The following is a 14,076-nucleotide window of genomic DNA, read 5'->3' on the forward strand; positions in this document are numbered from 1 at the left end:
AACGTCAACTAAACCTTAGATAGTGTGAAAGGCGTTTGGAAAAGGTGACAATTTTAGTAACCTTATAGCAACAATCCAAAATGTACAAAAATTGTCACTCAATACCTCGCCAAGCCTTTAATAGTAAGTGTTTGATTAATATCCATATGTCAGATAAATAATACCGCTTGTACTAATCAGTCCGATTATCCTGCCAAAAACCCATAAAATTTTCTCAAAATCCAAAAAGTTGGCACGCTAGCTGCAACAGTACTGACAAGACGGTTAATTTAACCACCAACCATAATATTTATGACTGATGACAGATATCAATGCTGCACTATAACTGGCTACGCTGTCATTACATTGTCCCAAAAGGAGTTCTTATGAACACTCAAAAAGGTTTTACCCTAATCGAACTCATGATCGTGGTTGCGATCATCGGTATTCTAGCTGCTATCGCTATTCCTGCTTATCAGAATTATACGGCAAAATCTCAAGTAACTGTAGGTCTGGCTGATATTAGCGGTGGAAAAACCAATACCGAAGTTCAGCTATCTGAAGGTATTGATAGTGCTGGTCTGAAGACTCCAGCAGCCGTTGGTTTGTCAAAAGAAACAGGAGCCTGTTCAGAAATAAGAGTTAACGTTGCTCAGAATGGTAATTCTACAATTCAGTGTGAGCTTCAAGGTAGCAGTCGCATTAATGGAAAATTTATTCAATTAGTACGCACCCCTGACTCTGACGCTGTTGCAGCCAAGAAAGATGTTGAAGGAGATAAAGGTTCTGATGCTAGTGTAGGTAAGTGGGCTTGCGAAACTAGTGTAGCTGGTGAATTAGCACCTAAAAACTGTGAAATTAAAGAAATCACAGTACTAAGTTAAGTCAGGTTTACCTCATATGTTGTAGCTAAGTATTTGTATTAAAACCTAAATAAAAAAAACCAAACGAACTGTTTGGTTTTTTTTATTTAAAATAATTGAAACCATACGACGTCAGCTCTCCAAACCTAACTTAAAAATTAAAAGCAAGCGTAGGCTGGGCTTTTAGCCCAGCTCATATTTTGCAAGGTTGAAATGCTGGGTTGAAAATTCAGCCTACGATATCTTAGTTTGTAAAACAGCTTATACCATTCCTAAAAAACGAAACCCTGTGTTTGGTTTTTTTATGTTTAAAATCATTCAAAGTGTTTTAGCATTAAATTTTAAGTATTTATAAAGCGTAAAAGCTGGGTTAAAAACTCAGCTTACAAAACACCTCGTATAATCCCCAAAAGCCAAACTCTATGTTTGGCTTTTTTGTATTTGAATCAATTAAAATCATTCGAGATAAAACCTCACTTTTATCTCAAAGATCATAGTCATCTTAAGGCAGACCTTTATGGCACGGTGCCTGCATCATAAACATATAACAATATTACAATGATGACGCTATGAAACACTCCCAAATTTGTCACCCCACCGCGCCCCTCTTGCCAAGACAGGCAGGATTTACCCTTATTGAGCTCATGTTAGTGATTACTATCATCGGTATCTTAGCCGCGATCGCTATTCCTAATTATCAGATGTATGTTGCTAAAGCTCAGGCGACGGTAGTCATCAATGAGTTAGGGCAGTTACGACTACCAGTAGAGGAGTGCTTACAAACAGGTAGCTCAGTTATTGGATTCGGTGCTGGTGAATGTAACCCACGGGCGATTGTTCCCAATATAATCGTAGATGACTCACTGACAGGAGCAACTTTATCCAGTGGTATGGCGGTGCTAGAGGTTACCAATCCACTGACAGAGACGACCAGTATCATCGCGACAGTAACGTCGCAAGTTAATCCTCGGTTGATAGACAAGAAGATCTTATGGTCACGTAGCAGTGAGGGAACTTGGCGTTGTAGCAGTAGTATCGCAGCCGTTTATTTGCCCAGTTACTGTACCCATGTCGCTGCTTTATAATATCAAGTTCAAAACAGTTAAGTAGGGTGGGTTAGCAAAGCGTAACCCGCCTTACCCGCAGTAAGCGTAGGCTGTGGCTTTAGCCCAGCATTTTGTTCTTACAAAGTTTTAAAGCTGGGCTAAAGCCACAGCCTACGAAAAACAAAAATTCCAGTGCAGTTTGTTTACGTTTCTCAAGACTAATGCCACAGCCTATGATAGACCCTAAGCGAGTAACCCGCCTTACCCGCAGCGACAACATCCCAGCAAGAATAGTGTAAAATCATGCTATCTATCACGATAAGCTGATGAGTTTTTATGCAAAAAAAGGTCTTGGCAATATGTTTGGTCATCGCACTACTTGAAGGCTTCGCCGGTCTCGGTATCGAGATCTACGCCATCAGAATATCAGCAACCTATATCGGTGCCTCCATCGCCATCACTGGCGTCATTCTCGCCATGGTACTGATCGCCATCGCCGTCGGCTACTGGTATGGCGGACGCCTATCACAGTCGATTACCTCCCCAAGACAAGCGCTACTAAAAGCGGGACACGTCCTATCATGGTCGGCAGTCGCGCATGCCATCGCCTGTATGGTGCAGTTGCCCCTGCTGGCCGCCATGACCGCCAGTACCGACAGCCCTATCATCGCCGCTATCGGTGTCGGGCTACTGTTTGGTGTCGGACTGGCGTTTGGCTCGACCGCCATCCCGCTGATTACCCAGTTTTTATCGTTAAAGTATAAAAATCTCACTGACGATAATGGCAAGGCTGGCGTCGATGCGGGCAAAAACGCTGGCATGATGGTGGCGATCACCACTGTCGGCAGCGTGCTGGGCTCAACCGCCACCCCGATATTGTTATTGCCGTATATCGGCTTGATGAGTAGCTTGGCGTTATTTATCACCTCATTGGCATTTAGCGCCTGGCTGTGTACCCGTCTGGGCGTACAGATGCAGAGCGACGAGCCTAGCAGTCAGTCTCTGCCTGTCATCAACTACATGCTGGCACTGTCAGCGGTGGTGATGACCGTCGCCTTTATCAGCTTAAATAAAACAGATACGGGCTTGCAAACCGCCACTGGCGCTTGGTTTATCAATTATGCGGTCGCTGATGGTCAGATGGCCGTCACCATCTCTGACAACCCTAGACACACTACCAGTAGCTGCTGGATGCCTGCGATCAAAAAGAACTGCCACTGGTATGGCGAAAGGGCAGTCGAGAGTATCGAGCAGACCCTGCCCGAGCGCTTGGTATTCTTGGGCGGCGCTGGTATGGGCACGCCGAGCGAAGTGGCCTATCACCATCCTGATATGGCGCTGACCGTCATCGATATCGACAAAGACCTGCCAGAGATTGTCGAAGCGCATTTTTTGGAAGCGCCGATAGCGGACAATATTGAATTCGTCGGTGATGACGCCAGAGGTTATCTGAATCGCCATAGCGATTTACGCTATGACTTCATGCTCATCGATGCCTTTCAAGGCAGGTTTGTCGCCAGCAACTTATATACCTTAGAGGCGCTGAGCCAGTTTCAGCAGACCAGCAGCCATATCATGGCAAATATCATCGGCAGGCCAGCCATCGAGCACGGCTATACTCAGACGATACTCAAAAACTGGAGTGAGGTATTCGGCGACTCGGCCTACATCATGACTAGCCATGACGGTACAGATCTGCAAAATATCCTGCTGTGCAACTTTGCCTGCGTTGGTGGGCAACCCTTAGCGCAAGTGGCGTTTTTTGATAACACTCAACCTGTGCATACCGATGATTTACCACGATTAGAGAGATATTATTATCGCTCGATTGAAAGATTGTGAGTGGTGATTGAAGAGTGATTGGTTTATAAGTGAGTAGGGTAGATTGAGTAGGGTGGGTTAGCGATAGCGTAACCCGCCAGATACGTAATCCAAATATTTAACGGCGGGTTACGCCTTGACGGCATTCTCTACGAGAATTTGACAAGTCTAACCCACCCTACGAAAAATTAACTTTCATAATACATCTATTGTAGGGTTAGCAATAGCGTAACCTGCCTTATTCATTAAAAAGGTTAGCTAAAACTTGTTATTCTCCAATATCGCTATTATCAAATGCTTCTGTAGCCCAATCTTCAGCATACCTTCCTTTTTTAACCTCACGTAAAAAACTAGAATACGCCCAATCAACGGCGCGCCTGACTAGCTTGTGTTTGACAGGATTGTAATGAATGTAATCCATATGATTATTAAAATCCAACTCATCACGTATCGTATGTTCCCAAAATCGGCGTTGCCAAACACCAGTTTCTTGACGATTCATGCGACTAACACTGCTCGTTCGTTTTACCGATTGCGGTAGCTGACGACTAAAGTGACTTTTAAACAATCTGATACGGGTAGGGTAATCATCGTCATGGTTAGGCATAGTCCATAGCGCATGAATATGATCGGGAAGTATGACCATAGCTTCAGTAGTAAAAGGCAGTTTTGATTGAGTTTTTTGATAAGCCTTTCTTAACTCATCGATATAGTCAATCAAAAGGGAGCTGCGTCTATCATCTAAACAAAGTGTGAAAAAGTAAGTCGCACCAGCTTGTCTATTTCTACGATAGTTTTTCATAGGATATACAGAAAAAGTTAATAATAAGGGTATATTAACAAGATTGATTCTGGCGGGGTGGGTTGGTTTTATTAAATTCATAACATTGTTTGATGAGATGTAATCCGTCTATCAAACAATGTTATGAAAAGGCGGGTTACGCTTCGCTAACCCACCCTACAAATCTACGAATACTTGAAAAGCATTTATTCGCGATCTACTGCTTAAGATACTGAATCTTGCCCTCGACCCCGTCCCACTTTTCAGCGTCTGGCAGTGGTTCTTTCTTCTCCGTAATATTCGGCCATTTTTGCGCCAGCTCTTCGTTGAGCTTGATAAATACTTCTTGTCCTTTAGGCACTTCGTCATCTGCATATATCGCATTAGCGGGACATTCAGGCACGCATAAGGCACAGTCGATGCACTCATCGGGGTCGATGGCGAGGAAGTTTGGCCCTTCATAGAAGCAGTCAACAGGACAGACTTCCACACAGTCTGTGTATTTACAAAGAATACAGTTCTCAGTCACGACAAAGGTCATATCGAGGCCTATACTTTAGAAAATAACTAATAAAAAACCATCTAACCGCATAACGCTATTAGATGGTTTCAATGTTTAAAAGCATTTATTTGCGATCTACTTCTCTAGATACTGAATCTTACCTTCCACCCCATCCCACTTTTCCGCTTCTGGCATTGGATCCTTCATCTCAGTGATGTTTGGCCACACTTGTGCCAGCTCGGCGTTGAGCTCGATGAATACCTCTTGCCCCTTTGGCACTTCGTCCTCTGAGAATATCGCATTGGCTGGACATTCAGGCTCGCATAGCGCGCAGTCGATGCACTCATCAGGATCGATGACTAAGAAGTTTGGCCCTTCATAAAAGCAGTCTACAGGGCAGACTTCCACACAGTCAGTATGTTTGCAAAGGATGCAGTTATCTGCAACGATAAAGGTCATATTGATGTCTACCTGTTATTGGTTTGGCTAAATGAATAAAATAAGGCATATTTTAGCGCTTTTGGGCCAGTTTCACAAACCTCTTTAACGACTAATGAGTTGTTTGAGATCATAGAGCAAATCATGCGCTTGCTTAGGCGTGAGACTGTCAGGATCGATAGTATCAAGCTGCTGTTGTACGCTAAGCAGTTGTTTTTGTTGTTGATTATTAAGTAGTGACTCGTCTGGATGATAGGTTCTTATAGATGTCTCGGCGGTAGAGTGATGACGGATTTGTTGTTCTTTATCCGTTACTGACTTAGCTAAGTCATTTTTATCATCAGCCGATTTCCCCTGATCTGCTGTCAGGGTGTCACTGGCTAAGGTGTCGAGCAGGTAGCGTTTGGCATCGCTGAGCACTTGGTTTGGAATGCCTGCCATCTTGGCCACATGTAGGCCAAAGCTAGAGCTGGCTGCGCCTGCGTGTATTTGATGCAGCAGCAGTAGTTGTCCATCGACCTCACTGGCGGCGACGTGTACGTTGCGAATACCATCGTTGTGATTTGCCAGTTCCGTCAGCTCAAAATAATGAGTGGCAAATAATGTCAGGCAGCCAATTTCCAGCAGTCGGTTGACACAAGCGTGGGCGATGGCCAGTCCATCAGTGGTCGCCGTACCGCGTCCGACTTCGTCCATCAGTACGAGAGATTTGTCAGTGGCCAAGTTCAGGATATTGGCGGTCTCTATCATCTCCACCATAAAGGTCGACTTGCCACCTGCCAAGTCATCAGCCGAGCCAATACGGGTAAAGATACGGTCGATATCACCGATATGAGCACTGGCGGCGGGCACAAAGCTGCCGCAATGGGCAAGTAGCACGATCAGCGCTGTCTGGCGCATATAGGTAGATTTGCCGCCCATATTGGGGCCAGTAATGATGAGTAGACGTTCAGGATGTTCTTCAGCGCCTAGCGTACAGTCGTTGGCAACGAAATGGCTTATATGGTTGGAATGTTCAGCATGGTTGTTTCTATGAGCGCTATTGGTTGGATTTAACGCTGCTTCGACCACCACATGGCGACCTTGGCGAATGTCGATACAGGTGTGGTCTTGATGTTTATGAGGGTTTTGAGCGTGGTTTTCAGTGTGGCTTTGATGGTGGCTTTGATGGTGGCTCAGATTTTGGTTTAATAAAGTAAGCTGCTGTTGGCCATTCTGTCTATGATCGCTGTTTTTGTCAGTTATATTGGCTGTATCTGCCATATTATCTGCAAGGTTATTTATAATGCCATTGGTATTATCGGCACTCATGATCGGGCGTTGCCACTGATAGCTCATGGCCAATTGCGCCCAGTTACTCAGCACGTCTATCTGCGCGACAGCTGCGCTGAGCTGTTGTAGCTCGGCTAAATGACTGGCAAGGGTGGTCAGTAGCTCCTGATACAGCTGCTTTTCCCGTGCCAAGGCGAGAGTCTGCGCGCTTAGATATTCGGTCTCGACGGTTTTTAGCTCGTCAGTGATAAAGCGCTCGCTATTTTTTAGCGTTTGTCTGCGGATGAAGTGCGCAGGGGCGTGTTGCGCTTGCATCTTGGGCAGCTCAAAGTAAAAGCCGCTGACTTTATTAAAGCCGACTTTTAGGCTTGGTAGCTGATTGTTTTGCCGTGCGCGCTCTACCATCTCGTCCAGTGTCACTTGGATGTTGTCATGGAGATGAGTAAGGCGATCAAACTCCTCATCAAAGCCAGCGGCTAACATACCGCCATCACGGATATGGGCTGGCGGCTCTGCAACGATGGCGCGTTCGATCAGCTCGGAGACCACTTGCACGGCAGGTAGCTGCGCGGGCAATTGCTGCATCAACATCGGCAGCAGTCCTGCATGCTCATGGCTGATGCCTGCAGCATTGAACAGGGCATTTAGTTGCTCAGTACTGGCAATACTGTCGGCAAGCTTACGCAAGTCACGCGGCTTAGCGCTTATCAAGGCGATACGGCTACTGATACGTTCGATATCGCCAATCGCATTGAGCGTTTCGCGTAGGCCAGTGACGAGACAGGAGTTTGGTACGACAGAAGAGCTAGATACGCTAGCAGCGTCTGGCAAGTTATTTGCTGCGAGTAGGCTTGCAATCGCATCCAAGCGCTGATTGATGCGGGTATGCTGACGCAGGGGCCGCTTCATTTGCTGCACCAGCAGACGCCTGCCCATCGGGGTCTTACAATGATTGACCACCGATACGAGCGAGGTGCCATTATTGCTGGCAGGAGTAAACAGCTCAAGGTTTTGCTGACTATTGGCATCGATGATCAGATAGTCATCGCTGTATTCTACAATCAGTTGATTGACTTGTGGTACGTGGCGCTGCTGAGTCTGGCGAGCATAATGAATCAGCGCGGCACAGCTTGATTGCGCCAGTGCTGCATCAGCAATGCCCAAGCCATCAAGGCGCTGTACGTCAAACTGCTGACACAGCGTCGCTGCCGCATGCTCACGGTGAAAGTCGTTGGCCGCCACTTCTATAATCGGGCAGTCGAGATGACTGCGCAGCCATGCCAACCATGTCTCATCAAGTGCTTCGCTAACGATACATTCACTGGGGGCAAAGCGCGCCAGTACGGTAAGCATCTGTGCTTGTAGCGGCTCAATGCCCTCATTGTTTCTATTATCTGCCGTTAGCGTTTGCGTGGTCAATGTCCCCGCTGCCAGATCCAACTGGCTGACGGCGGCTTGTAGTGGTTGCTTGGAGTTGGCTTTTGGCGCAGCGATATCTATGGCGACCACCGTTGGGGTATGATTTGGCGCGATAAGTGCATCATCTGTGATGGTGCCTGCGGTCAGGGTCTTGACCACTTCGCGGCGCATGATGCCACCCGCAGTTGGCTTGCTATTATCCTTTTTTTGCTTCTCGCCCATAGCGGGAAGGTGAGGGGTGTGACTATTAGCAGTGCTGCTGGCTGATTCATCAATTTGCTCACAGACCACCACCGTTTGCCCAGCTGCAATCAGTCGCGCCATATAGCTGTCAGCTGCGTGGAAAGGTACACCTGCCATGGCGATAGTGTTGCCTGCTTTATCAGTACCACGGCGGGTCAGGGTAATGTCTAATATCTGCGCCGCGCGCTTGGCATCATCAAAAAACAACTCATAAAAGTCGCCCATCCGATACAGCAGTAACGCATGGGGATAGTTTGCTTTCATGGTCAGATATTGCACCATCATCGGCGTATGATGCGCTAGATCGTAGACCGCATCGCCGATGGTCAAGATTTCAGCAGCAGTGTGGTTGGTATCATTGGTCGCAGAGGGTTTAACAGTCATGCACAGTCTCTTATATTTATTGCTTGGCTTATATTAAATTGACAAGGATTTGGATGGGTTTGGATCAAAAATAGGATTTTTTTTATGGTTATAACCACACTCTCAACTCACTAAATGTATTGGCGTAGGCTGTGGCTTTAGCCCTGAGAAACGTTAAAAAATTGTATTACAATTTTAGTTTCGCAAGAGAAATTCTTTAAATGGAATTTCTGTAAGATGTTTTGCAAAATATAGCGCAGTGCTTCACTAAAGCCACAGCCTACCTAGAATATAGGGTTTTTATAGCGTTACCTTCCATTATCTGGCTTATTGGCATAAACACCATTTTAACATGAGCTGCCGCGTTTCGACGTTGGCGAACAGTTGGGCATTTATCTGGTTGGTTATCTATTCATAGCTGATTCACTTAAAAACGATACAGTGCTGCTGGAATGCTATTTTTTGAAGTACAGTTGCGCAGCCTCTGTCGGCGTAGGCACAGCACGCAAGTAAAATTTATACCAGTAGCACGTGGCTACTAATAATGTATCGGTTTTATTTAGTAATGACTATATTTATCCGCCCACTTATCTGCTCAATGCCCTTGTATCCATCAGCGCCATAACCATATATAATAACGGCACACTTTATTGGGTGATAAGATGACGGCAGGCTAATGTGCGCGCTCATTATCGAATATTTCCATAGGTTAAAAAATTATGTTATCAAAGATTGTAGGCAGTGTTGTTGGCACCAGAAATGACCGTGAACTAAAACGTATGCGTCGCGTGGTCAGCAAAATTAATGCCCAAGAGGATGGCGTGCAAGCCCTGTCTGACGAACAACTGCAACAAAAAACCGAAGAGTTTAAAGCGCGTTTTCAAAAAGGCGAGAGCTTAGAAGCCCTGCTACCAGAAGCCTTTGCCGTTTGTCGTGAGGCCTCCTTACGCATCACCGGCATGCGCCACTATGATGTGCAGCTGATCGGTGGTATCACCTTGCACGAAGGCAAAATCGCCGAGATGAAAACTGGTGAAGGTAAAACCTTGATGGCGACGCTGGCCATTTATCTCAATGCCATTAGTAGTAAAGGCGTGCACGTGGTCACGGTCAACGATTACTTGGCCGCCCGTGATGCGGATTTGAACCGTCCGCTGTTTAACTTTTTGGGATTGACGGTTGGGGTTATCTATTCGCAGCAGCCACCGCAAGAGAAGGTTGACGCTTATCAAGCGGACATCACTTACGGTACCAACAACGAGTATGGCTTTGATTATCTGCGTGACAACATGGTGTTTAGTCTCGCGGAAAAAAAGCAGCGCCCGCTGAACTTTTGTATCATTGATGAGATCGACTCCATCTTGATTGATGAAGCGCGTACGCCACTGATTATCTCAGGGCAAGCCGAAGACTCATCGCGGATGTATGCGCTGATCAATACCATCATTCCAGTATTGGTACGCTCAAAAGATGAAGAAGCCAATAAAAATAACGAAGACGAAGACTTTTGGATCGATGAAAAAAACCGTCAAATCGAGATCAGCGAAAAAGGCTACGAAAAGATTGAGCGCTTCTTAATAGAAGTCGGCGAGCTGGGTGAAAACGAGAGTCTGTATAGCCCAAGTCGTTTGCCACTCTTGGCACACGTACAAGCCGCTATTCGTGCCCATCATATCTTTGTCAAAAACGTCCATTATATCGTTGATGATGGCGAAGTGGTCATCGTCGATGAAAACACAGGTCGTACTATGCCTGGTCGCCGCTGGTCAGAGGGTCTGCACCAAGCGGTAGAAGCCAAAGAAGGCGTGGAGATTCAAGCCGAAAACCAGACGCTTGCGACCACCACTTTTCAGAACTTCTTCCGTCTGTATGACAAGCTATCTGGGATGACTGGTACTGCGGATACCGAAGCAGCAGAATTTAAGTCGACCTATGATTTAGAAGTAGTGGTTATCCCAACTCACAAGCCCATTGCGCGTATCGATATGGATGATCAGATCTTTTTAACCAAATTGGGTAAGTACAAAGGCATCATCCGCGAGATCAAAACGATTCAAGAAAAGGGCGCGCCCGTACTGGTTGGTACAGCGACCATTGAAGCCAGCGAAGAGCTGTCGTATTTGCTCGATCAAGAGGGCATCAAACATAACGTCCTAAACGCCAAACAACACGAGCGTGAAGCCGAAATCATCGCGCAGGCAGGTAGCCCAAAAGCGGTGACCATCGCCACCAACATGGCAGGCCGTGGTACCGATATTATCCTGGGTGGTAACTGGCAGTCGTTTATCGAAGATATCGACAATGTCAGCCCTGAAGAGATGCAGCGCTTGCGAGAGCAATGGCTGGTCAAGCACAATCAAGTGGTGGATGCAGGCGGTCTGCATATCATCGGCTCAGAGCGTCACGAGTCACGCCGTATTGATAATCAGCTGCGTGGTCGTGCTGGTCGTCAGGGTGACCCTGGTATGTCGCGTTTCTTCTTGTCATTAGAAGATGATTTGATGCGTATCTTCGCCGGCGATCGCGTGGTCAATATGATGCGCGCCATGGGTCTCAAAGAAGACGAAGCCATCGAACACAAAATGGTTTCTAAGTCGATTGAAAACGCGCAAGGTAAAGTTGAAAGCCGCGACTTTGACGCGCGTAAAAACCTACTAAAGTATGATGACGTGGCCAACGAGCAGCGTAAAGTCATCTATAGTCAGCGTGATGACCTGCTCGCTGAGACGGATCTGCTAGAAGCCATCGAAACCATGCATCATGAAGTCTATAATGCCATGATCAATCAGTTCATCCCGCCAGGCTCTATTGATGATCAATGGAATATCGATGGGCTAGAGGATGAGCTAGAAGAAGAATTTAAGCTGTACATGCCGATTAATGATTGGCTCGATGAAGACCGTCGCCTTGATGAAGAAGGTCTGCGTGCGAAGATTATCGATACCGCGCTTGCGCATTATCACAGTCGCCGTGAGCAGATGGGTGAGGAAAATGCCGCCCAGCTTGAGCGTCACTTTATGCTCCAAAGCCTTGATAAGCACTGGAAGGAGCACCTAACGCAGATGGATCAACTGCGTAAAGGGATTCATCTACGTGGCTATGCACAAAAGAACCCTGAGCAGGAATATAAGCGTGAATCATTTGAGCTGTTCCAGATGATGCTGGGTGCGATTAAGTCAGAGACTGTACAAGATTTATCACGCGTTCATATTCCAACCAAAGAAGAGTTAGAAGCGCTAGAGGCGCAGCAGCGTGCAGATGCTGAGCGTATGCAAATGCAGTTTGAGCACAGCGAAGTGGCCAACCTAGCTGGCGAAACCCCGCCAACGCCGCGCCCGCAAAATCAAGGCGCAAGGGCAAGTGGCCAGATGCGAGTGAACCTTAGTGGCGGCGTCGCAGCAGGTGCTGGTATGGCTGCAAGTGCTGCTGATGCCAATGCAGCTGACGCTGAGCCAAACCCATACGCAGGGATGAATATCAGCCGTAACGCTCCTTGCCCCTGTGGTTCGGGTCTCAAATACAAGCAATGTCACGGCAAAATTTAATGGTTAGTGTTTAGCAGTGAATATTTAACAGTTATAGGTATATTGTGACTGATCTTAAATACCCATAATGGTGCACCGTTATGGGTATTTTTATATCGATTTATCATCCCGCGCCGTAAAACCACGTCCTTCTAGGTCGTGGATATCAGGCGTCAACCGTTGTCGCCCAATATTGCGAATGCCTTGATAACCGCACTCATTGAGATCATAATTACTCCATGAAAACGCTCAAACTACGCATCAAAGACAAACACGCGAGTCAGCTCAATATCTTAGCTGTTGGGCAAGCACAGCGCTAAGAAGTGATTACTTACAAATTCAGCATAGGCGTGCAGATATGGACACGTTATAGTGTTTAACATATCTAGCTAGGAGATGACGATGAGACTAGGGCAATTAAAACAATTACGATCTTATATATTTATGACGGGTTTGTTGGCTGCTGCTATCAGTATCAGTGCCTGTCAGAAGCAAGAGCCAGAGTCGGACCTAACTGACAGTGTCAATGCTGAAGAGTCAGTACCAATGTCCGCTGAGCCTGCAGAGCCTAGCGACATAGTGATTTTGGATGATAATGATGACATTACGATGGAACCAGAAGGTGAGATAGGCGCAGAAGATGAGTTAACAGATGCGACCTCAATGGATGTAGAGAGTGACGCAGTGGTGGATGCTGATACCGAGACTGATGCAGCACAGTAATTTGGTTATCGTAGGGCGTGGCGGCTACTGAAGCCCTAAGTATAGACAACAAAAGCAACGCGGCGGCGTTGCTTTTTTTTGTGCATCAAATTGTTGTAAAAAGTTGACGTCTTTAAAGAGGTTTATTTTTTATGAACGCGCGCGGCCTCATGCTCCAAAAAGCCTTCTTCTTTGACATCCAGCTCTTCATGTTTGAGCTCAACTTGGATACTATCAGTATGTGTATGGGTGGTTTTACTGACCTCGACTTCCTGAACTACGTGAGTATCTTTGGTAATGGTGGCGACTTGCCGTGATAGCACAATCTCGACGGGCTCATCACCAATCTCAACCTGTTTGCCATTGATGGTGACGACAGCTTTGCTATCTAAGGACGGTTCAACGTGGCGCAGTATGTCTTTATCATCGTACTGACCTGAGAGCAAATCTTGGCTTTCGGCATCATGATATTCTGTACGAATAGTGAGATATTCTTCTACTAGCTCAATAGGTACTTCAATCGTTTTGCTGCGTGCATGCTTAGTGACCGTGACTTTTCCAACGTCCAAGCGTTCTTTATTGACGACTGGACGCTCTTCTAGTAGCTCTAGATGGTGAGTGCTTGCTTGTTCATTGATCGGAGTGTCGGCACTGGCTTTTAACATAGCGTTATCAGCTGTTTCCGTTACGTTATCGGGTGCGGGCAGTTTATTCTCAGCCGCATGATCTTCTATTTTTGCGTTAGTGTTAGTTGCGCTATCGTTATTATAGTCGGTGCTCATGATCATAATCCTTATGGTTGAGAGAGTGTTCTTTTATATCGTAGCTTTCAGAGTTTCAGAGTTTCGAAGTAGGGTGATTGACCTACTTTATTCTTATCATAATCTTTATACTGGTATCATGGTAGCTTGATTATATATGACGCTTTAATCCTTTAATCCTTCTTAAAACCATGCTTTTATAGTGTTAAAAAGTGAAACATAATAAGCATAAAAAAAGGTCAGAGACTGACTCTGACCTTAATTGACTGAGTCTAGATACTCAGCTAAAAAGCATTAACACCATTCTTATAACTATATTAATAAGGATAATGCTAAAGCATCATATATCAAAAGCTATATAA

At 46.0% G+C, this 14,076-nt stretch carries 10 protein-coding genes; 5 read left to right on the forward strand and 5 right to left on the reverse strand.

Annotation, left to right across the window (positions count from 1 at the left end; translation table 11 throughout):
* Nucleotides 1-365 precede the first annotated feature (365 nt).
* The 3 genes from JMX03_RS01845 (at nucleotide 366) to JMX03_RS01855 (ending at nucleotide 3,730) form a co-directional block, all read left to right on the forward strand.
* Complete coding sequence (locus tag JMX03_RS01845; RefSeq protein ID WP_201594068.1) at nucleotides 366-863, forward strand: pilin; 498 nt, start codon at nucleotides 366-368, stop codon at nucleotides 861-863.
* A 548-nt stretch (nucleotides 864-1,411) separates the two neighbouring features.
* Complete coding sequence (locus JMX03_RS01850) at nucleotides 1,412-1,927, forward strand: pilin (RefSeq protein ID WP_320158296.1); 516 nt, start codon at nucleotides 1,412-1,414, stop codon at nucleotides 1,925-1,927.
* Nucleotides 1,928-2,224: 297 nt separating this feature from the next.
* Entirely contained in the window at nucleotides 2,225-3,730 is a 1,506-nt protein-coding gene (locus JMX03_RS01855; protein ID WP_201594069.1) for a fused MFS/spermidine synthase, read from the forward strand.
* A 247-nt stretch (nucleotides 3,731-3,977) separates the two neighbouring features.
* Here the strand turns inward: JMX03_RS01855 and JMX03_RS01860 are convergent, their stop codons facing one another.
* The 4 genes from JMX03_RS01860 to mutS all read right to left on the reverse strand — a co-directional run bounded on the left by JMX03_RS01860 (nucleotide 3,978) and on the right by mutS (nucleotide 8,748).
* Nucleotides 3,978-4,592 carry an REP-associated tyrosine transposase gene (locus JMX03_RS01860; RefSeq protein WP_265090437.1) on the reverse strand — a complete coding sequence of 205 codons (615 nt, stop codon included), beginning with the start codon at nucleotides 4,590-4,592 and terminating at the stop codon, nucleotides 3,978-3,980.
* 115 nt (nucleotides 4,593-4,707) lie between these two features.
* On the reverse strand, nucleotides 4,708-5,031 hold the full coding sequence (gene fdxA / locus JMX03_RS01865) for a ferredoxin FdxA (RefSeq protein WP_201594071.1): 324 nt from the start codon (nucleotides 5,029-5,031) through the stop codon (nucleotides 4,708-4,710).
* Nucleotides 5,032-5,127: 96 nt separating this feature from the next.
* Entirely contained in the window at nucleotides 5,128-5,451 is a 324-nt protein-coding gene (gene fdxA / locus JMX03_RS01870) for a ferredoxin FdxA (RefSeq protein ID WP_201594073.1), read from the reverse strand.
* 84 nt (nucleotides 5,452-5,535) lie between these two features.
* The gene (mutS, locus tag JMX03_RS01875; protein ID WP_201594074.1) at nucleotides 5,536-8,748 is read right to left on the reverse strand and encodes a DNA mismatch repair protein MutS; all 3,213 of its coding nucleotides are present in this window, start codon (nucleotides 8,746-8,748) and stop codon (nucleotides 5,536-5,538) included.
* 698 nt (nucleotides 8,749-9,446) lie between these two features.
* Here mutS and secA point away from each other — a divergent pair.
* Nucleotides 9,447-12,272: a preprotein translocase subunit SecA gene (gene secA, locus JMX03_RS01880; protein ID WP_201594076.1), complete on the forward strand. Its 2,826-nt coding sequence runs from the start codon at nucleotides 9,447-9,449 to the stop codon at nucleotides 12,270-12,272.
* Nucleotides 12,273-12,647: 375 nt separating this feature from the next.
* The gene (locus JMX03_RS01885) at nucleotides 12,648-12,974 is read left to right on the forward strand and encodes a hypothetical protein (RefSeq protein WP_201594078.1); all 327 of its coding nucleotides are present in this window, start codon (nucleotides 12,648-12,650) and stop codon (nucleotides 12,972-12,974) included.
* A 122-nt stretch (nucleotides 12,975-13,096) separates the two neighbouring features.
* On the opposite strand, the gene JMX03_RS01890 is transcribed toward JMX03_RS01885, so the two are convergent.
* The gene (locus JMX03_RS01890) at nucleotides 13,097-13,735 is read right to left on the reverse strand and encodes a YsnF/AvaK domain-containing protein (RefSeq protein ID WP_227695120.1); all 639 of its coding nucleotides are present in this window, start codon (nucleotides 13,733-13,735) and stop codon (nucleotides 13,097-13,099) included.
* Between the last annotated feature and the right edge of the window lie 341 nt (nucleotides 13,736-14,076).

This window comes from Psychrobacter fulvigenes (genome assembly GCF_904846155.1).
In the GTDB taxonomy this organism is placed as follows: domain Bacteria; phylum Pseudomonadota; class Gammaproteobacteria; order Pseudomonadales; family Moraxellaceae; genus Psychrobacter; species Psychrobacter fulvigenes.

Excerpts from the sequence above, each read along its gene's own strand:
- fdxA (WP_201594071.1), bottom strand. The coding sequence starts at position 5,031 with ATGACCTTTGTCGTGACTGAGAACTGTATTCTTTGTAAATACACAGAC.
- JMX03_RS01850 (WP_320158296.1), top strand. The coding sequence starts at position 1,412 with ATGAAACACTCCCAAATTTGTCACCCCACCGCGCCCCTCTTGCCAAGA.
- JMX03_RS01855 (WP_201594069.1), top strand. The coding sequence starts at position 2,225 with ATGCAAAAAAAGGTCTTGGCAATATGTTTGGTCATCGCACTACTTGAA.
- JMX03_RS01885 (WP_201594078.1), top strand. The coding sequence starts at position 12,648 with ATGACGATGAGACTAGGGCAATTAAAACAATTACGATCTTATATATTT.
- secA (WP_201594076.1), top strand. The coding sequence starts at position 9,447 with ATGTTATCAAAGATTGTAGGCAGTGTTGTTGGCACCAGAAATGACCGT.
- JMX03_RS01860 (WP_265090437.1), bottom strand. The coding sequence starts at position 4,592 with ATGAATTTAATAAAACCAACCCACCCCGCCAGAATCAATCTTGTTAAT.
- JMX03_RS01890 (WP_227695120.1), bottom strand. The coding sequence starts at position 13,735 with ATGAGCACCGACTATAATAACGATAGCGCAACTAACACTAACGCAAAA.
- fdxA (WP_201594073.1), bottom strand. The coding sequence starts at position 5,451 with ATGACCTTTATCGTTGCAGATAACTGCATCCTTTGCAAACATACTGAC.
- JMX03_RS01845 (WP_201594068.1), top strand. The coding sequence starts at position 366 with ATGAACACTCAAAAAGGTTTTACCCTAATCGAACTCATGATCGTGGTT.
- mutS (WP_201594074.1), bottom strand. The coding sequence starts at position 8,748 with ATGACTGTTAAACCCTCTGCGACCAATGATACCAACCACACTGCTGCT.